The sequence below is a fragment of the Sneathiella sedimenti genome (assembly GCF_017313765.1).
In the GTDB taxonomy this organism is placed as follows: domain Bacteria; phylum Pseudomonadota; class Alphaproteobacteria; order Sneathiellales; family Sneathiellaceae; genus Sneathiella; species Sneathiella sedimenti.
In genome coordinates this window covers 573384-590731 of sequence record NZ_JAFLNC010000002.1, presented here as the reverse complement: position 1 = coordinate 590731, position 17348 = coordinate 573384, and the positions used below count along the sequence as shown (strand labels likewise).

Sequence of the window (17348 nt, the reverse complement as noted above, 5' to 3'; positions counted from 1 at the left end):
GCCTAGAATCTCGGGATGTCGGGGAACGGCAATTCGCCATTGTGAACATGCATCTTGCCCAGCTCGGCGCAGCGATGCAGGACCGGGAAGACTTTCCCCGGGTTAAGCCGCCCACCCGGGTCAAACGCGCATTTAAGCCGCTGCTGCTGCTTGAGGTCCTCTTCCGAGAACATCTCCCCCATCAGGTCGCGCTTCTCTATCCCGACGCCATGTTCGCCGGTCAGCACGCCGCCCACCTCGACACAGAGTTTCAGGATATCGGCGCCAAAGGCCTCGCATTTTTCGAGCTCGCCGGGATTATTCGCATCGAACAGGATAAGCGGATGCAGGTTGCCGTCGCCGGCGTGAAAGACATTGGCGACACGCAGGCCATACTGTTTCGACAGCTCGTTCATGCGCTTGAGCACCTTGGGGAGCTGGCTGCGCGGGATGGTGCCGTCCATGCACATATAATCCGGGGAAATACGCCCGACCGCCGGGAAGGCCGCCTTGCGCCCGGCCCAGAAGGTCATGCGTTCCTCTTCCGTCTCGCTGATCCGGCTGACGGTCGCCCCGCAGTCCTTGGCGATGGCGTCAATCTGCGTCTGGTAATGGGCAATCTCGACTTCCGGTCCATCCAGCTCGATAATCAGCAGTGCCTCCACATCCAGCGGATAGCCTGCGTGACAGAATTCCTCCGCCGCGTGAATGGCATAGCGATCCATCATCTCCATGCCCGCCGGAATGATGCCCGCGCCGATGATCTTGCCGACACAATCTCCTGCCTGCTCGCTGGAGGGAAAGCCGATCAACTGCGCCGAGATATGTTCCGGGCTGCGGAGGATGCGCACCGTTACCTCGGTAATCACCCCGAGCAGCCCCTCAGAGCCGGTCATCACGCCGAGGAGGTCATACCCCTCCGCATCGAGATGCTTGCCGCCAAGGCGGATGATCTCACCGTCCATGGTCACCATCTCGATCCCGAGGAGGTTGTGGGTGGTCAGGCCGTATTTCAGGCAATGCACGCCGCCCGAATTCTCCGCCACATTGCCGCCGATGGAGCAGGCAATCTGGCTCGACGGGTCCGGCGCATAGTAAAAGCCGTCGCCCTTCACCGCATCGGTAATGGCTAGGTTGGTGACACCGGGCTGTGCCACCACACAGCGGTTGTCATAATCGATCTCAAGGATCTTGTTGAACTTGCCAAGGCCGAGCAGAACCCCGTCGGCCAGCGGCAGCGCGCCGCCGGAAAGCGAGGTGCCCGCACCGCGCGGCACCACATTGACCCCTTCGGCCTGGCAATATTTGAGGATGTCGGAAATTTCCCGCACCGTCGAGGGGAGGACGGCAATCATGGGAAGCTGGCGATAGGCGCTGAGGCCATCGCATTCAAAGGCGCGCAAATCGTCCTTGTCGTCGATAACACCTTCAGGATTGGCGACGATCCGCCGCAAACCCGCCACCAGCGCATCGCGCTTGGCCAGCACATCGGCGTTCGGCTTTGGCATTAACATAACGGCTCCCCCGGGTTATTCCCTGTTCCCCCTGACATAGGGCGGAAAGCCGACATGATGCAAACAAAAAAACCGTCAGTGCCGGAGCACTACGGTTTTTTTCCACATTACAGAACCAGTAACGTCGACGGCAGATTAACCCTGACGCGCCTTGAAACGGCGGTTGGTTTTGTTGATAACGTAAACGCGTCCTTTACGACGTACCACGCGACAATCGCGATGACGCTTTTTCGCGGACTTGAGCGAGTTCAAGACTTTCATTGTCCAGATCCTAACAGCTAAGTGAATTTGAAGGCCGGAACATACTGACCCCGGCGCAGCCTGTCAATGACGAAAAGACCTGTTCGGGCGAAGAAATTACCATTAACGCGCGCCGCCCGCCCGTCAGCGGATATCCACGGGTTTGCGCGCATAAATCCGGAACACTTTCAGATGGCCCGCCTCCATCAACTTGATCCGCCGCATCCACAGCTCCCCCTCTTTCAGGATCCATTCATGCAGATGGCCGCTTTTCTCGCCATTGCCGGTTCGCGCCGCATAATCGGCAAAGGCGCGCAGGACATTGGCCTTGTAAGGAGCGGTGATATTCTCGGCGATGCTCACCTCAAACCCCTTTGATGTCAAAAGGTTACGGGTTTCCTGTACATCGATCGGGTGCGCCCCGACCGGTTCCGCACTGCGCCAGTCCTTCAGTTCGGGCGCGTCTTGTGCGATTCCCTCCAGCATATAGTCGGACATCATGAACTGGCCCGAGGGCTTCAGCATCTTGTAGATCGCGGCAAAGCAGCCGGCCTTGTTCTTGACCGGGAACAATGCCTCGGAGGCATACACCACGTCGGCGGATCGTTCCTTGGGATTGAACTTCTCCAAGTCGCAATGGAAGAAATTGACCTTGCGGGAGCGGCCCGCCATTTTGGTCATCTCGATGGCGGCGTCCTGCAAAATCTGGTCCGGATCATAGCCGGTCACATAGGCATTATACTCGTTGGAAACCCAGCGGGCGAATCCGCCGAGGCCGCTGCCGATTTCGGCGACGCTCAGCTTCTTGTTGATGCCGAGCGGCTGGGTCAGGTTTTCCTTCACCTCGTCAGGGATGCAGCGTGTCATCCCCTCGCCAAACAGGGTGACAACCGATTGCTGTCGGCTGAGGCTCCAGCCCTTGACCGTGGGCGGGCCATCATTGATGATAATTTTCTCGCGTTCCGACGCCTCTGCGGCAGTCCGCTCGACTGTTTCCCCTTCCAGCTCATAACCATCCCACCAGGCTTTCAGCCGGTGTTTGATTGACGGCCTGGCTTCCGTATCCGGGCTATCCGACTCTGCACTCATTCAAAATCCTGACAAGCAACCATGTCCGGTCCAAAGAATTTGACCGGAATAAAGACTATGTCAGAAAAAAATTAACCCTTCGTAAAGAATTGCGCGCGAAGGGAGGCAAAATCGAGTCCCTTAGGAGGCGTTCGCCGCCTCCCAATAGGGCAGCCGGAGTTCCCGCTTCATGACCTTGCCGATGGTGCTGCGGGGCAGGTTGTCACGGAACTCGACCCCGCTGATCCGCTGGGTCTTGCCAAGCCGGCCATTGACCCATTCTGTCAAGCCCGCCTCGGTCAGGCCGGAGCCGTCCTTCGGCACCACAAGCGCGAGCGGCGTCTCGCCCCATTCCTCGCTCGGAATGCCGATCACCGCAACATCAGCCACATCGCCATGCTGCGCCAGCTCCGCCTCGATATCGGCAGCGTAAATGTTGAAGCCGCCGGAGATGATCATGTCCTTCTTGCGGTCCAGCAGAAACAGGAACCCGTCCTTGTCAAAGCGGCCCATGTCGCCGCTCTTGTAAAAGACCTTGCCCTCGGGTGAGCGCCAGATCATCGCCTCGGTCAGGTCCTGCCGGCCATGATAGCCGGTCATCATCGCATCGGAGCGGCCAACAATCTCGCCGATCTCCCCTTGCGCTAGCTGTTCGCCCGCCTCATTGATGATCCGCAGCTCAACCCCCTCGCCCGGCTTGCCGACCGACGCCAGCTTGTCCGGAAACTCGGTGCAGGACAGCGCGGTGCCGATTCCGCCCTCGGTCAGGCCGTAGATCTCGATCATCTTGCCGGGCCAGCGGGTGATGATGTCACGCTTGACCCCTTCCCGCAGCGGCGCGCTGGTGGAGAGTTTCACCTCGAAGCTGCTGAGGTCGTATTTATCGAAATCCGGATGGGCGAGGATGCGCTGATACTGAACCGGCACAAGCATGGCATGGGTGACCTTCTCGGCCGCCGCAATTTCCAGAAATTTCTCGGTGTCGAACTTGGGCATGACAATGATCCGCCCGCCCAGCGCCAGAGTCGGCAGCAGCGCGACCAACGTCGTGTTTGAATACATCGCCGTGGAAACAAGTGTCACCGCCCCTTCGCGAATACCGAGCGCCTCAAAACGGAGGATATGCTGGCTGCGCATTTTCTGGCTCTGCTCGATCCCCTTGGGAACGCCGGTGGTCCCCGACGAATAGATCAGGTTGAACGGGTCCGTTTCCTGCACATCCACATAAAGATGGTCGGTGGAGGCGCCCTTGATCAGGTCCTCATACGCGGTCCAGCCGTCGCCCGCGAAATCAAAGGCCACATAGCCATCCTCGGCCACGCCCTCGACTCGGCCCCGGAAGGGCTCGATCAGGTCGCGTGTTGACTGCGACGCAAACACCAGCTTAGAGCCGGAATCACGGACCATCACTTCCAGCTGCTCACTGGAGGCCATGCCCGACAGCGGTACGATGCAGAGCCCGGCCTGCAGCGCGCCGAGAAAGACTTCCAGATACTCGATGCTGCTTTTCGCCAGCACCGCCACCATGTCCCCGCGGCCGAGGCCACGGCTTGCCAGCATGTTGGCGACCATGTTCGTGCGCGGCAGGAACTCGGCCCAGGTCCGCGTCTCGCCCTCGCATTTGATCACCTCCAGCGACGGATTGCGGGCCGCGGCGGCGCGGATACGCTCGGCATAATGCACAAAGGGCATATTCTCTTCAGGGGTGGGGCTGGTCTGGCTCATGTTTTCTCCATTCTCTTTCGGCCGCAGGGGACCGTGGCAATATTTTATCGCAGATTAGCCTCTGGCCCCCGCCAAGAAAAGTAAAGAATGACAGGGGCCGGATGTTTCCGGTTTATGCGGCGTTACTTCTCGGTGATGCGCCCGCCGGGGACCTTGTTCACCCCACCCATATTGCGGATGTAATTCATCACCGTCGTCGCCATCAGGGTGCCGCCCGATGCGTCGATCAGCTGTTTCTTGCCTTTCAGCACCGCATAGCCGTCGCCGCCATCGGCGATATAGTCATTGGTCGCCACCGTGTAGGTTTTCTCCATATCCAGCGGTGCGCCGCCGACCATCACTTCGGTAATCCGGGATCCCGAAGGCAGGGTCTTGTCATAGGTAAAGGCAACGCCCGAGACCTGGCCAAAGCGGCCGGCCACATCCTCGACCTTGGAGACGCCGGTCTCCAGCAGTTCCTTCACATCCGCGCCCTTGAGTTCCACAAGCACGGTGACATTGCCGAACGGCAGTTCGGTCAGGATATCCTTGCGCGTCAGGGTCGTGCCCGGATCATACAGCCGGTCGCCGCGAATGCCGCCGCCATTGGTAAAGCCGATATCTGCCTTTACCTCCTCACGCATGGCATCGGCGATCAGGCTGCCGAACGCCGCCTCGGTGCTGCGGACGGTTGCCCGCGTGGTATCCAGCAGAACGGCCGTCTTGCCGATGGCAACGCCAAGTTCCTTGTCCAGCGCGGCCTCATAGTCATCGATGATCGCCTTGATTTCCGGATCCGGCGTCGTGCCCTTCGTCGCCACCATCTTCCAGCTCGGCAGGACAGAGAGACGCTTCTTGCCGCGGCTCTCGATCCATTCGACATCGAGATCAAGCACGCCAAGATAAATCCCGTCCGCCCCGGACTGCATGACCGGGACGCCATTCTTCACAAAGGTCGCCGCCACATGATCATGGCCCGCCAGCACCGCATGGAGGCCGTCCACCTGCCCGGTCAGGTCCTCATCCTTCGACAGGTCGAGGTGGGTCAGCGCGACGATAATCTCGGCGCCCTGCTCCTGCAGGGATTTGACGGCTGCCTTCGAGGTTTCGACCACATCGGCGAACTGGATATCCTTGCCCGGCTGGGACAGAAAGACTGTCTCCGGCGTCAGGATGCCGAAGAAGCCGACCTTGAAGCCGCCCATCTCAACGATCATGGCCGACTGCGCACCAAGCGCCACCTTGCCCGAGGCGTCAAGGACATTGGTGCCAAGCCAGGGGAAGGTCGATTCGGATATTCTCTGCGCCGTCACATCGGGGCCGAAGTCAAACTCGTGATTGCCGAGCACCGCGATATCGGTGCCGACCGCGTTCATCAGCACGATCATCTCGGTCCCCTTGCTGAGGCCCGACATGATGGAGGGCGAGATCAGGTCGCCGCCGAAGGTGACAATGGCGTTGGGAGAGCGTTGCTTCTCCGCCTTGATCAGGGTCGATAGTTCCGCAAATCCGCCATTTCCCTTCACCCCGGACAGCTGGTAGATGTCATTGAAATGCAGGAAGGTCAGTTTCGTCGGTTCCGCCGACACAGACACCGAGAACAACAGGAAGACCGGTGCCAGCAAAAGCAGGACGCGGCTAAAAAGCGATTTATGTTTCATGAGAATTCCCCTACCCTGATTGAGCTATCAGTTCATTCATTATCGCAGGAATTATACCGATGTTCCAGCTTCATTCACAGCTTGCCAAAGACACCTTTCCCATCCTGACATTGTCGCTCTCGCGCGTCCTGTTGATGAATGACGCCCGCTTCCCCTGGATCATCCTGGTACCGGAGAGGCCGGATCTCGTTGATATTCACGATATGAACCATCCCGACTATAACGCCCTGACGCGGGAAATACGCGCGGCGTCCCGGGCGATGGCGGCGCTGTTCAAGGCGGACAAGATGAATGTCGCCACGCTCGGCAATATGGTGCCGCAGCTTCATATCCATGTGATCGCGCGGTATCGCGGCGATGCCGCCTGGCCCGCCCCGGTCTGGGGCAAGGGTGTGGCGGAGCCTTATGAAAAGGCCGCGGCGGACGCGCGGATCGACGATATTCGCGCGACCTTGAAGGGCCTATAGCACCTCATATCCGAACGGGGCTGCCCGCCGGGTGAGCCAGCGCCAGACCTCGATCGCGTGGGAGCGCGGGACAAGCAGGTCAAACTTTGCCGTATCCGGCCGGAGCAGCAGCACGCCAATCCCGCCGATATCGGTGGTCATCACCTGACCGACGGCGAAGGCGGTGTCACGCAGGTCCTCGCGGATACCGCGCCGGAGCAGCGCCACGGCTTTCGGACCCTCCAGGCGCAGGAGGCAGCGGGCGTGGCCAAGGGGGACAACGCAGCCCTCCTCCGGCGTGATCGCCACTTCCAGGATATCCGCCGGCGCCGCCGCCCCGAGATAGGCAAGAGAGCCGTCCGCCAGATGCAGCAGCCGCCCCTCCTTCAACCGTTGGCTGTCGCCTGTGTCGGGCAGGTCGCCGATCCCGAGCAGTTCGGCAAGTTTGGATCGCAGGCTGTCCCGTGCCCAGTCCCACAGGGTAATCTCCAGATAGGAAAAATCCTTTATTTCCCGAAAAGTTACGCCGGGTTCCTTGGATATGTTCCCAAATTGTCCGTGAATGCGCTGGCCGCGCAGGGCTGAATTACGATCAGGCATGGCCAATCTCCTTTCGCGGCAGGACGCACGGCGGCTGTACTTTCACATCAATCACCTTGCGCCCATCGGCGGTGGCGGCGCGGATCAGCGTGCCGACCCGCGCGCGGCCGTCACTTAACAGCGCGAGAGCGATCTCCCTGTCATGGGCGGGGCTGTAGCAGGCGGAGGTAATCTCGCCGATGCCGGGTCCTGTCGGCTCCGTCCCGTCGCCTTCATAGAGGGTCATGCCGACGGAAAGCGGCGGGGCCGGTTTCCCCTCCACCTCGTGAGAGACTGATTTAAGGCCGACCAGTTGCAGCCGGGACTTATGCCGCCCTTCCAGCCGGTCCGGCGGCGCGAGGCCCAGATCCGCCGCTGTCGTCCGGCCGTTGATCTCCCTTTCGCCGGGTCGTCCGGCCTCGATCCGCAAAATCTCCCGCGCCACGGTGCCCGCGAGGGTCAATCCCTGCGCCTTGCCCTTTTCCAGCAGCAAGTTCCAGAGGATATCGGCATAGCCTGCGCGGGTGTAGATTTCAAATCCGGCCCCGGCGGAGAGGCTGATCCGCGCGAGGCGGACCGGCAGGTCATCCTGCGAAAAATCACGAAATGCCATCGGCGGCAAGTTTTCCGACATGACCGACATCGGCAGGCTGCCGGCAAGCAGCGCCTCCGCTTTCGGGCCCATCAGGGCGACACCGCCCCATTCATCCGTCACCTCCGTCATCTTCAGCCGCGGCGCAACCTCCTCCGCTGCCACCAGCCGCTCGAGACGGGTGCGGACGGTAGCAAGCGATCCCGCCGCCATTGTCAGCATGAAATGATGCGGCGCGAGGCGCCAGCCGAGAACGGAGGCTAGTGCACCACCCCCATCCTCCGTCAGCAGGAAGGGACGCATCCGGCCCGTCTTCAGACTGGCCCAGCCGCCGAACGCCCGTTCCAGCAGAGCCAGCGCGTCCGGTCCCTGAAGATCGATCTTGCCGAGATGGGAGAGGTCCGACATCGCCACCCCGGTCCAGGCGGCCAGCGCCTCCCGGTGACTCGCCGCCCGTACCTTCTCGCCCTTTATTGGATAGGCCGCTGCCAACCGCCAGCCGTGAATGGTGCGATGGACGGCCGCTGCCCGCGTCTGCGCCTCGAACAGAGGACCGCGCCGCAGATGAGGAAGGGTCTCGCCCCGCGTCCTGCCCGTCACCGACAGCACGCTGCCTTCCTCAAGGAGTTCGGGGACGGTGCGCGGAATAACACCGGCAGACTGGACCAGGCTGTCGCAGTCGAGATGGATATCGCGATTGACTGGATCCTGCCCTGCTTTTCCGATCACCACGCGCCGCACGCGCCGGAACCCCTGCGCCCGGATAACCCGATGATGCGGATAGAGCGGAATGCCGGCCTGACGGGCGAACCGGTGGCAAACGTCCGGAACCTCCGCCCGTGCATCGATTATCGCGACCGGCCGGAGCCCGCGTGCAAGCAGCGAGGCCGCCAGCCGGTAGCCGTCTGTATGCCCGACATAGAGCGCCAGGCGATGGCCGGGCAGCACCGCGTGCCGATTGACCAGGGAAAGCGCATATTCGAGTTTAAATATTCCGTGCAATCTATTATTTTCAAATGGAAATATCTGGTCATCAATCCCGGCCGCACTCACCGTCTCCCGCGCCTGGATATGGCGGATCCGGAGGTCCGGTAGATGCGGATCGCGCATCGTCAGATGCTGCTGCGGCCGCTCCTCCGCATGGACAAGGGTTTCCCCCTCCCGCAGTAGGGCCGTGGTCCGGTTCAGCAACCGCACCTTCGGCATCACCAGGAGCCGATCCAGCACCGCCCGCCGCCAGTCGCCGGGTGCGCGGCCATCAATCCATTGGTCATCATAGAGCAGGCTGCCGCCGAACTCGAAATCCCGTTCGACCACAATGACATCCAGCCCCGCCTCTGCCCGTTGCAGCGCCGTGGCCAGCCCGGTCGGGCCGCTGCCGACGATGAGGCAATCCGCCTTGTCATAGACATGCTCGACCTCCGCGTCCGACCCCGTCTCGACGGAGGGGGCATATCCCGGCAGAAAGCGCCGGAAATGGCCATTGGTCCGGTGGCGTGCCGTCAAATCGTCAAAGAGTTCCTGTGCCGCCGTGAGGGTGGCGGCAGGTTTTTCCCCGGCCCGAAGGAGAGAGACATTCTCCGGCACCTCGACCCCCTGCGCCAGCAGCGCGGAGGCCAGCGTATCGCCCGCAAAACCGCGATAGCCCCGCCCGTTGAACCGGAACGGCACCGGCCGGCTGCGGTCAATAGCCCCGCCATTGATCCGGTAGTCGGGAGAAATCTCCCCGCCGAGTGTCCTGAATTTAATCGGCCAAATACGCGCCATCACTACTCATCCTTTTGCCGACCCCTATCTAACAGAATCCGCCTGCCTAAAGCTACACAGGAATATGTTTCTTTTTAGGCTCCGCCAGTGATTGACAGCGGCCTGACGAGCGCCTAGCCTTTTTCCGCGCAGAATTGTCAAAACAAGGATAACAACATGACCAAACAATCCTGTCTTGTCGTCGGCGCGGGAGATGCGACCGGCGGCGCCATCGCCAGAAGATTTGCCCGAGAAGGGTTTGAGACCTGCATCGTCCGCCGCGCCCGGCATCTGGACGACCTGAACAGGCTCGCCGAGGATATCGGGAAAGACGGCGGCAGCGCCCATGCCTTTGGCGTCGACGCCCGCAAAGAGGAGGAAATAGTCGACCTGTTCGCGAAGATCGAGAAGGATATCGCCCCGCTCGGCGCCGTCATCTTCAATATCGGCGGCAATGTCAAATTCCCGATCACCGAGATGACCTCCCGCGTGTACCGAAAAGTCTGGGAGATGAGCAGCTTTGCCGGCTTCCTGACCGGACGGGAGGCGGCGAAAGCCATGCTGCCGCGCGGTAAGGGCACGATACTGTTTACGGGCGCGACGGCCTCCATGCGGGGCGGCGCAGGCTATTCCGCCTTTGCCGGGGCAAAGCATTCACTTCGCGCCCTCGCCCAGAGTCTTGCGCGGGAACTGGGGCCGCAGGGCATCCATGTCGCCCATATCATTATTGACGGCGCCATCGATACCGCCTTCGTGAAGGAGAGATTTCCCGAACGCTATGCGCTGCGCGAGAAGGACGGCATCCTGCAGCCCGAGGATATAGCCGAGACGTACTGGAACCTCCACAACCAGAACCGCTCCGCCTGGACCTTCGAGATGGATCTGCGCCCGTGGATGGAGAAGATGGCCTAGCCTGCCGGCCAGCCGTGCCAGTCAATCCAGCGGCCATGGAAATCGGCGCGGCCGACGAGATGCTCCTCCCCTGACGGCCAGAGGATTAGGGTCAGGCCCGTGCCGGGCGACTTGCCGTCGATCTCCATGCGCGCCCAGGCGAGCGGCGCGTCTTCCGTTGCCCGCGCCCCGGCGGCGCGGATGATCTCTTCTCCCGTGGCGCGCGCTTCCCTGGGAATATACTGCCAGGCAATGGTGCTGTAGATGACATGCGCCACGCCCTTCATCGGCTTGGCGGTGCGCGTTCTAAGCCAGTCGAGAGCATCGGCCTTCTCAACCCGCGCCCGCTGGCGCGCCGCAATGTCGAAGGCGGCGCGGGTGCGCTGCAGACGGTCCGCCTGGTCTGGCCAGATGAAGGAGAGCATCCGCTCCCGGTCCGCCATGTTGCCCGGATCGACAGGCAGCAGGTCGCAACTGGCCCGCGCCTGAATATCAAGGGGGCCTTTCGGGGCCCGGCGCCCGCGCCATTTCGGTGTGATCTGAACGGCCGACGTCGGGTCGCCGAAGCTGTCCTCGCCGAGGGTGATATGAAACTCATCAAGGAAGAGATTGAGCCCGGCGCTCGCCCCGACTTCGGAAAGCGCAAGCGGCAGGCCGGTCTGGCGACTCACCTCCAGAAACATCGGTAAGGTCGCCCCGACGCGCCGTACCTCGTTGGTTTGCGGTGGGCCTTTCAGGCGATCCAAAATAAAGGACTCTTCCTCAACCAGCACCCCCGCGATGGCGGCCCAGAGGCCGTCATCGGAGACGCCTTCATGATGCGGCGGATAGACGGCGGCAAGTGCCCTGCTCTTGCCCGTCAGGACCAGCCCATGCAGTGCCCCGCAGAGCCGGAGCGGCACCGAATCCCCGAGTGCGGAGGCGTCCCCCTGCCAGCCGAGGATTGTATCGGCCACCGCCGTCCCGGTCATGAGCCTCTGGCCCGCAAGACGGCAGATACGGGCCGTGAAGGGAGAGCCGAGTTTCTCGCACGCCTCCCCCTGATCGGCGAAAATATCGCGTATCTGTCGTTTCATCAGTCCGGCCCTCCGGCGGCATTTTTCCCGCGTCCCATGGCGAACACGGAGGTACTGAATATTACCGCGCAGGCGCTCAGCACGACAAGCGAGACCAGCGGCAATACCTCATACCCCCAGCGTACGGACACGAAATTCGAGATCCAGGAGCCGACGGAAATGCCGAGATAGAGCGCCGCCGCATTGAGCGCTAGGAGCAGGCTGCGCCTTTCGGGGTCGATATTGGCGATGCGCTGCTGTTGCGGCGAATGAAACATCATGCCGAAAGCCGACCAGATAACGATGGCGATAAAGGCGAGCCACAAATTCGGACCGATCGCCCAGATCATGAAGAAGCCCGCGCCGAGCCCGGCAAGCGTCACAAAAATCACCTTTTCCGGGCCGAACCGGTCACTAAGCCGCCCGGCGAAGACATTGCCCAGAACGCCATTTACCCCGTAGGCGAGCAATACCAGCGCGATCAGGTTCTCGGGAAGGCCGAACTTGTGCGACATAAAGGGCGCGATCAGGGCATAGGTGCAGAAAATCGCGGTCATCTGCAGGAAGGTCGTCAACACCGTGAAAGACGACCGGATCCGCGTCATTGCCTCGACCAGATGGGAGAAAGAGATCGGCGCGCCGGCCTGCCGGTCCTTCACGAAATACAGGATGGATGCCATCGAGCTGAGCGCGACCAGCGCCAGCAGGAGATGTACCAGCCGCCAGCTCATCAAGGTGCCGAGATAGGCGGAAATCGGTGTCCCGAGGACAGAGGCGAAGGTCAGCCCGGCGAACACGATTCCCATGGCCCTGCCCTGCTGTTCCGGCGGGGCGAGCCCGGCGCCGATGGCGGAGCACATCGGGCTGATCGCCGCCGCGCTGAGGCCCATCAGGCCGCGCGAGACGAACAGCATCTCGTAACTGGTCGAGGACGCCCCGAGAATCAGCGCCAGCGCCAGCAGGCCAAGCCCCGTGCACAGGATCTTGATGCGCGCATAGCCGCTGAACAACACCTGGGTGAGCGGCGCGGCAATGGCGAAGGCGAGCGCGAACACGGTCACCAGGAAGGCGATATCCGACGGCGGCACCTGGAGCCCGTCGGAAATCTGCCAGGTCAGGGCAATGACCGAGAGGCTGGAGGTTCCAACCATGAAATAAGCGGAACTGAGCGACACAAGCGCCCAGAGCGGAAAGGTTTTTGTTATTGTTGTTGTTTCCATTTGCGGGAGAATAGCAAAAGTCCCCGCCGCCACCTAGCCCGAAATGCATCGCCCTCCCCGCGTTATGTCCGCTTGCATGTTTAGGTTTTTATAATATTATTCGATTGTCATATAACGATAAAATCTGGGAGGATAATCATGACACTATGGAAAACCGCCGCCGCAACCGCGGTGAGCCTCGCCCTTTTTGCGGGTACTGCCCTCGCCGAGGACTGCAAACCGTCAAAATGGGGCGCCGATGACGAGATCGGCTCCGCCAACCTGGTAACACCAGAACGCACGCTGGCCGCGTCAAAACTCGTAAAACAGGGCAAGAGCGTCCCGCTCGGCATTGTGATTGATTCCAAGACACCCGCCTTCCCGCCGCGCGGACTCAGCCTGCAGGTTGTGCAGCCAAACCAGCAGGGCGGACAGAAGCTGTTCGCCTTCGACGGGAACTATAACGACGACCTGATGCAGCTCTGGCTCGGCATCGGGTCCCAGATCGACGGACTCGGCCATCTTGGCGAGAACGGCCTCTACTACAACTGCCTCAGCGAGAAGGAAATCTCGCAGATTACCGGCCTGACGAAGCTCGGCACCCATAATATCCCGCCACTTGTCGGCCGGGGTGTCGTCCTTGACATGGCCAAGCATTTCGGCGTGGAATCCCTGGAAGCCGGGAAATATTTCACCGCTGCCGATATTCAGGAAGCCGCCAAGGCGCAGGGTATCGAGATCCGTGAGGGCGATGTGGTGCTCTTCTATACGGGCTGGACCGATGCCAAGCTGGCAAGCGATCCTGTCGCCTGGGCCAGCGGGGAGCCCGGCACATCGGAAGATGCGGCCGAATGGCTCGCCGCGCAGAATGTGATGGCCGTCGGCTCGGATACCTGGGGTCTTGACGTGATTCCGCCCGAGAAGGAAGGCCGTCCCTTCTATGGCCATGTTACGCTGCTGAAAAAGAACGGGATTTATATTCTCGAAACCATGAACACCGGCCCGCTGGTCCGCGAGGGCGTGACGGAATTCATGTTCGTGCTGGGTCAGGCGCGGGTCCGTGGCACAGTGCAGATGATCATCAACCCGGTCGCCCTCTACTAGATGACACCAACAACCGGCGAAAAGGGATCGGGAAGCCGGTCCCTTTTTTATTGATCACCCCTGCCCTTTTGCCACGGCCATATGGGTATAGGCGATTTTGAGGAGGGGGCAGTCAATGCTGTGGGGCGTGCCTTTCGCGATCAGGTCGCCGAGGATATGCTCATGCTCGGTGCGGAGGCCGCCTTTGAGGTCCCGCATCATCGACGCGGTAAAGATCGACCCCTCTTTCGTCAGCATGGAAAGCTGACCGGTCTGGACCTTCTCCGCGATCGGCTGGCCATTGGCGGCCGCGATGGCGCAGGCCTCGGCATGCATGCGGCGGGACATCTCAGCCCCGTAAGGCGTGGCGACAATCTCCCCGACGGATCCGAGACAAAGCGTCGTCATCCCCGCGAGGGTCGCCAGCATCACCCATTTGTCCCACAGCGACTGCTCGATATCCCGGCTGTGAGTGAAGTTGAAGTCCGCCTTTTCGCAGAACCCGGCAAATTCCTGCGCAATGGCCTCATGGGCCGGGGAGCGTCCGCCCGCGATGAGCCCGGCCAGATCGCCCATGCGCCTGACAGCACCCGTCTCCGTGATCATCGCGGCAATTTGCGCGACGCCGCCCATCACCCGGTCCCTGCCATATCGCGTGTCAAGAAACTCGAGATGGTTAAACCCGTTCAGGAACGGCAGGAAGACACCGCGGCCGCTCGCCTTCTCGAGGGAATTCAGGGAATCGGCCAGGTCATAGGACTTCGGCGCGAGGATGATCAGGTCATAGTCCGGGGTCAGCTGATCCGCGGTCACTGATGTCGGGTGGACGGTGACGCTGGCGTCTGGCGTCTCGAGGGTGAGTCCCTTCTCCTGGATAAGTCTGTGGCGTTTCTCGCGCAGCAGGAAGGTGATGTCCGCCCCCGCCTCCATCAGCTTCGCGCCAAAATATCCGCCCACGCCCCCGGCGCCTACGATCAGTATCTTCATGATTTTCACCCTCTAGAATGCCGCCTGGAAAGGCCACGATCCGGCCCGGCGGTGTTTTCCCATTATGGCAATGCCGACAGGGGAAAGACAACCCAAAAGAAGCCCGTAAGCCGCGAATTCCGTGCGGTTACTTTTTCGCCTTCTCCAGCCGTTCGCGGTTGGCCTTGCGAATGAACGGCGGCAGCACCTCGATCACGCTGTCGATGTCCTCGGGAAGATGCCCGGCCTTTTCAATTTCCCGAATGAGCAGCAGGGCATGTTCCCGGAGCAGGTCCCGCACATTCTTTCCGCAAGTCGCACAAAGCCGGGAATAGGCGCGCGCAAGGCAGATGGCCATCAGGATATTTGCGCCGCTCGCCTGCCGCAGCGGGTGAAATGCCTGGTTAATCAGGTTGGCCAGGGACAGTTCCCGCACGAGCAGACGGGCATTGCCCTCGGCGTCCTTGCGGACAAACGCAGCAGTATCGTCCTGCATTGCCGCCTGCGACAGCGCGTCGGACAGGCTGTCAACGGTGGCAATGGCGGTATAGGTATCATTGACCCCCGGCGACAGGGCGCGCAGCCCGATCTCCAGCAGCAGGTTGATGGAAAACTCGACCGGGCTGTCTGTCGACCGCGCCGGACGGATCGTCACCTGTTTCTGGATAGTTTCGACCGTCTCCTCATCCAGCTCCCCGGTGGCCTTGATCAGCACTTCCTCCGCCAGGGTATAGGCGCCCATCGGTTTTTGAATCTGCAGGAGGATATCCTTGTCCGCCGCAATCTCGATCAGCTTGCGTTCATTGACCATGCCGAGATAGCCGGGCTTTCCTGCCATGATCTCGAAGACCAGCTTGTCGATTTTCTCCTCCTTGAGGTTTTGGACGCCTTCCTGCTCTTCCCGGTGTTTTCTGCGATCTTCAAGCGCGGATTTCAGATTGGCCGTGATCCCGGCTATTTCCTCATCGATGGCAACGCTTTGGGAAACATTGCGAACAAAGTAGATGAGCTGCATCACGCAGATCGCCGCGAGAATTTCCGCCCCGAGAATGGTCAGGTTGGGTACGAAATCCTGCTCAATGAAGATAAGGGAAAACAGGGAATACAGAAACGTTCCGCCAAAGATACCAGCCGTCATCTGGTTGACAAAATCCGACGTGAAGCGTTTCAGCATGCGCGGCGCAAGCGTCCCGGCGGCGAGGGCAAAGACGACCAGCACGATCGAGTAGGTCAGCGTCAGTGCTGACATCGCCCCGCCGGCAATTATGGAGAGGATAGTCCGCGCCGTTTCCGGCGGAAGCAGGTGCACATAGGGATCGATGAAGTCGATCTGCCAGAAGCTCTCCACATAGCCGATCAACAGCGCCAGCGCACCGATGGACAGGGCAATGACTGCCGGAACGGTTTGCAGCATCACAAATGGATGGCGTAGAAAGTTTAGATTCATCTTGTCCCCTGCTCCCTGGCGGATCTTTTGTTTAGCTGCTGATTAAACACGATGTTTCGGATTTTCATAGTCGAAACGACATCCGGCGTTGCAAGCAATTCGATCATTCCGGTGAATTGGACGTCCCTGCGCCTTTCAGCATATGCGCCAAAGGCTTCTGGTTCCATGTCATAATTGTCAAAATGCGTTGCGTGGTGCCGTTATTGCGGCCCAAGGGCACACAGCCATTTTCCCGGGTCCAGGTGGTAGCGATTGCCGGCAGTCTGGAAAAGACAGCCCGGTGTCCCTGCAGATTGGAATTTTGGCTCTATTCGTCGGCCGATGGCACGACTTGTATCTGATAAAAGGCCTGCTATTGCGCTTAAAATACCCCAAATATGAGAAAAACGTCACATTTACTTACCTTTTTTTCAAAAAAAACTTGAAAAGCCCTGCCGATTGTACCAAGTGCTGCCCCTTATCGCCCGTTAATTCTAGTCGTGTGTCAAGGATCGTTGCACATTATAGAATATCGCGTAATATTATATATATCTAAACTATCATAAATGGCATTCGACACGAGATGAAACCAACAGTCACATCGGCAAAGTCTTACGACAACTGTGATTTACACGTGCATGATTACGGTGTGGAGAAACTTTACCTGATCAAGGCGACCGGACCGATTGATCGACGCCAGCGGGCGATTGTTTTCAAGGATGTCCTGGAGATCAACAAGACGGCTAACTTCTTCTATATCCTCGATAATCGCGGTGGCTATGAGATCGAGCTGTCCCCCGCCGACATGTCCTTTCTCAACGCCCTTCTGTATGAGGGCGGCATCCGGTATATTCGCGGCGCTGTCGTCACCCTGGACGTTGCCTACAATCTGCTGGTTTCGCTCGCCAAAGCCAAGGCACGGGCCGAGAATTTCGAGGTCGAGCTGGTCTCCACCACGATGTTCGCGGATGCCGAGGAATTTGTGACGTCGAAAATGCAGGAATTGATGAAAGTCCGGCAGGACTGACATCTCCCTCAAGTGTCTTCTATGTTCCGGGAAATGGTAGGCGCTACAGGGTTCGAACCTGTGACCCGCTGATTAAGAGTCAGCTGCTCTACCAACTGAGCTAAGCGCCCACAATATGTGTCATCTATCGTGGTTGACCGGAAGGACATCGCCCTTGCGGAGAGGTATCACG

15 protein-coding genes and 1 tRNA gene are annotated in these 17348 nt (G+C 60.3%); 4 read left to right on the top strand and 12 right to left on the bottom strand.

What is annotated here, in order from left to right; translation table 11 throughout:
• Window positions 1–2 precede the first annotated feature (2 nt).
• From J0X12_RS07940 to J0X12_RS07920, 5 genes are all read right to left on the bottom strand, one after another.
• On the bottom strand, window positions 3–1493 hold the full coding sequence (locus J0X12_RS07940) for an FAD-linked oxidase C-terminal domain-containing protein (protein ID WP_420497054.1): 1491 nt from the start codon (window positions 1491–1493) through the stop codon (window positions 3–5).
• 135 nt (window positions 1494–1628) lie between these two features.
• Window positions 1629–1754: a type B 50S ribosomal protein L36 gene (ykgO, locus tag J0X12_RS07935; protein WP_161316603.1), complete on the bottom strand. Its 126-nt coding sequence runs from the start codon at window positions 1752–1754 to the stop codon at window positions 1629–1631.
• Window positions 1755–1877: 123 nt separating this feature from the next.
• Window positions 1878–2822: a class I SAM-dependent methyltransferase gene (locus J0X12_RS07930; RefSeq protein ID WP_207043956.1), complete on the bottom strand. Its 945-nt coding sequence runs from the start codon at window positions 2820–2822 to the stop codon at window positions 1878–1880.
• Window positions 2823–2942: 120 nt separating this feature from the next.
• Entirely contained in the window at window positions 2943–4493 is a 1551-nt protein-coding gene (locus tag J0X12_RS07925) for a class I adenylate-forming enzyme family protein (protein WP_237688074.1), read from the bottom strand.
• 155 nt (window positions 4494–4648) lie between these two features.
• Window positions 4649–6166 (bottom strand): bifunctional metallophosphatase/5'-nucleotidase, encoded by a 1518-nt coding sequence (locus J0X12_RS07920; protein ID WP_207043951.1) that lies wholly within the window; start codon window positions 6164–6166, stop codon window positions 4649–4651.
• A gap of 59 nt (window positions 6167–6225) precedes the next feature.
• Between J0X12_RS07920 and J0X12_RS07915 the strand changes: the two genes are divergently transcribed.
• Window positions 6226–6633, top strand: a complete 408-nt coding sequence (locus J0X12_RS07915; protein WP_207043949.1) for an HIT domain-containing protein — start codon at window positions 6226–6228, stop codon at window positions 6631–6633.
• Here the strand turns inward: J0X12_RS07915 and J0X12_RS07910 are convergent.
• Window positions 6628–7212, bottom strand: a complete 585-nt coding sequence (locus J0X12_RS07910) for a sarcosine oxidase subunit gamma (RefSeq protein ID WP_207043947.1) — start codon at window positions 7210–7212, stop codon at window positions 6628–6630. The genes J0X12_RS07915 and J0X12_RS07910 overlap by 6 nt on opposite strands.
• A complete protein-coding gene (locus J0X12_RS07905) occupies window positions 7205–9550 on the bottom strand; it encodes an FAD-dependent oxidoreductase (RefSeq protein WP_207043945.1) in 2346 nt (781 codons plus the stop codon). The genes J0X12_RS07910 and J0X12_RS07905 overlap by 8 nt, the downstream gene beginning before the upstream one ends.
• Before the next feature lie 156 nt (window positions 9551–9706).
• Here J0X12_RS07905 and J0X12_RS07900 point away from each other — a divergent pair, with 156 nt between their 5' ends.
• Window positions 9707–10441 (top strand): SDR family oxidoreductase, encoded by a 735-nt coding sequence (locus J0X12_RS07900; protein ID WP_207043943.1) that lies wholly within the window; start codon window positions 9707–9709, stop codon window positions 10439–10441.
• On the opposite strand, the gene J0X12_RS07895 is transcribed toward J0X12_RS07900, so the two are convergent.
• The gene (locus J0X12_RS07895) at window positions 10438–11496 is read right to left on the bottom strand and encodes a DUF2332 domain-containing protein (protein WP_207043941.1); all 1059 of its coding nucleotides are present in this window, start codon (window positions 11494–11496) and stop codon (window positions 10438–10440) included. The two genes, J0X12_RS07900 and J0X12_RS07895, sit on opposite strands and share 4 nt — an antisense overlap.
• Window positions 11496–12695 carry an MFS transporter gene (locus tag J0X12_RS07890; RefSeq protein ID WP_207043939.1) on the bottom strand — a complete coding sequence of 400 codons (1200 nt, stop codon included), beginning with the start codon at window positions 12693–12695 and terminating at the stop codon, window positions 11496–11498. The genes J0X12_RS07895 and J0X12_RS07890 overlap by 1 nt, the downstream gene beginning before the upstream one ends.
• Before the next feature lie 138 nt (window positions 12696–12833).
• Between J0X12_RS07890 and J0X12_RS07885 the strand changes: the two genes are divergently transcribed.
• The gene (locus tag J0X12_RS07885) at window positions 12834–13778 is read left to right on the top strand and encodes a cyclase family protein (RefSeq protein WP_207043938.1); all 945 of its coding nucleotides are present in this window, start codon (window positions 12834–12836) and stop codon (window positions 13776–13778) included.
• Between the two features lie 54 nt (window positions 13779–13832).
• Here the strand turns inward: J0X12_RS07885 and J0X12_RS07880 are convergent, their stop codons facing one another.
• The gene (locus J0X12_RS07880; protein ID WP_207043934.1) at window positions 13833–14744 is read right to left on the bottom strand and encodes a 2-dehydropantoate 2-reductase; all 912 of its coding nucleotides are present in this window, start codon (window positions 14742–14744) and stop codon (window positions 13833–13835) included.
• 127 nt (window positions 14745–14871) lie between these two features.
• A complete protein-coding gene (locus tag J0X12_RS07875; protein ID WP_207043926.1) occupies window positions 14872–16170 on the bottom strand; it encodes a DUF2254 domain-containing protein in 1299 nt (432 codons plus the stop codon).
• Window positions 16171–16732: 562 nt separating this feature from the next.
• On the opposite strand from J0X12_RS07875, the gene J0X12_RS07870 reads away from it, so the two are divergent.
• Window positions 16733–17176: a hypothetical protein gene (locus tag J0X12_RS07870; protein WP_207043923.1), complete on the top strand. Its 444-nt coding sequence runs from the start codon at window positions 16733–16735 to the stop codon at window positions 17174–17176.
• A gap of 34 nt (window positions 17177–17210) precedes the next feature.
• Here the strand turns inward: J0X12_RS07870 and J0X12_RS07865 are convergent.
• A tRNA-Lys gene (locus J0X12_RS07865) sits at window positions 17211–17286 on the bottom strand.
• Window positions 17287–17348: the final 62 nt, after the last annotated feature.

What these genes read in the sequence shown, in the direction of transcription:
- J0X12_RS07910 (WP_207043947.1), bottom strand. Translation starts at nt 7,212, where the DNA reads ATGCCTGATCGTAATTCAGCCCTGCGCGGCCAGCGCATTCACGGACAA.
- J0X12_RS07885 (WP_207043938.1), top strand. Translation starts at nt 12,834, where the DNA reads ATGACACTATGGAAAACCGCCGCCGCAACCGCGGTGAGCCTCGCCCTT.
- J0X12_RS07890 (WP_207043939.1), bottom strand. Translation starts at nt 12,695, where the DNA reads ATGGAAACAACAACAATAACAAAAACCTTTCCGCTCTGGGCGCTTGTG.
- J0X12_RS07900 (WP_207043943.1), top strand. Translation starts at nt 9,707, where the DNA reads ATGACCAAACAATCCTGTCTTGTCGTCGGCGCGGGAGATGCGACCGGC.
- J0X12_RS07870 (WP_207043923.1), top strand. Translation starts at nt 16,733, where the DNA reads ATGAAACCAACAGTCACATCGGCAAAGTCTTACGACAACTGTGATTTA.
- J0X12_RS07940 (WP_420497054.1), bottom strand. Translation starts at nt 1,493, where the DNA reads ATGTTAATGCCAAAGCCGAACGCCGATGTGCTGGCCAAGCGCGATGCG.
- J0X12_RS07925 (WP_237688074.1), bottom strand. Translation starts at nt 4,493, where the DNA reads ATGCCCTTTGTGCATTATGCCGAGCGTATCCGCGCCGCCGCGGCCCGC.
- J0X12_RS07920 (WP_207043951.1), bottom strand. Translation starts at nt 6,166, where the DNA reads ATGAAACATAAATCGCTTTTTAGCCGCGTCCTGCTTTTGCTGGCACCG.
- J0X12_RS07905 (WP_207043945.1), bottom strand. Translation starts at nt 9,550, where the DNA reads ATGGCGCGTATTTGGCCGATTAAATTCAGGACACTCGGCGGGGAGATT.
- J0X12_RS07895 (WP_207043941.1), bottom strand. Translation starts at nt 11,496, where the DNA reads ATGAAACGACAGATACGCGATATTTTCGCCGATCAGGGGGAGGCGTGC.
- J0X12_RS07915 (WP_207043949.1), top strand. Translation starts at nt 6,226, where the DNA reads ATGTTCCAGCTTCATTCACAGCTTGCCAAAGACACCTTTCCCATCCTG.
- J0X12_RS07930 (WP_207043956.1), bottom strand. Translation starts at nt 2,822, where the DNA reads ATGAGTGCAGAGTCGGATAGCCCGGATACGGAAGCCAGGCCGTCAATC.
- ykgO (WP_161316603.1), bottom strand. Translation starts at nt 1,754, where the DNA reads ATGAAAGTCTTGAACTCGCTCAAGTCCGCGAAAAAGCGTCATCGCGAT.
- J0X12_RS07875 (WP_207043926.1), bottom strand. Translation starts at nt 16,170, where the DNA reads ATGAATCTAAACTTTCTACGCCATCCATTTGTGATGCTGCAAACCGTT.
- J0X12_RS07880 (WP_207043934.1), bottom strand. Translation starts at nt 14,744, where the DNA reads ATGAAGATACTGATCGTAGGCGCCGGGGGCGTGGGCGGATATTTTGGC.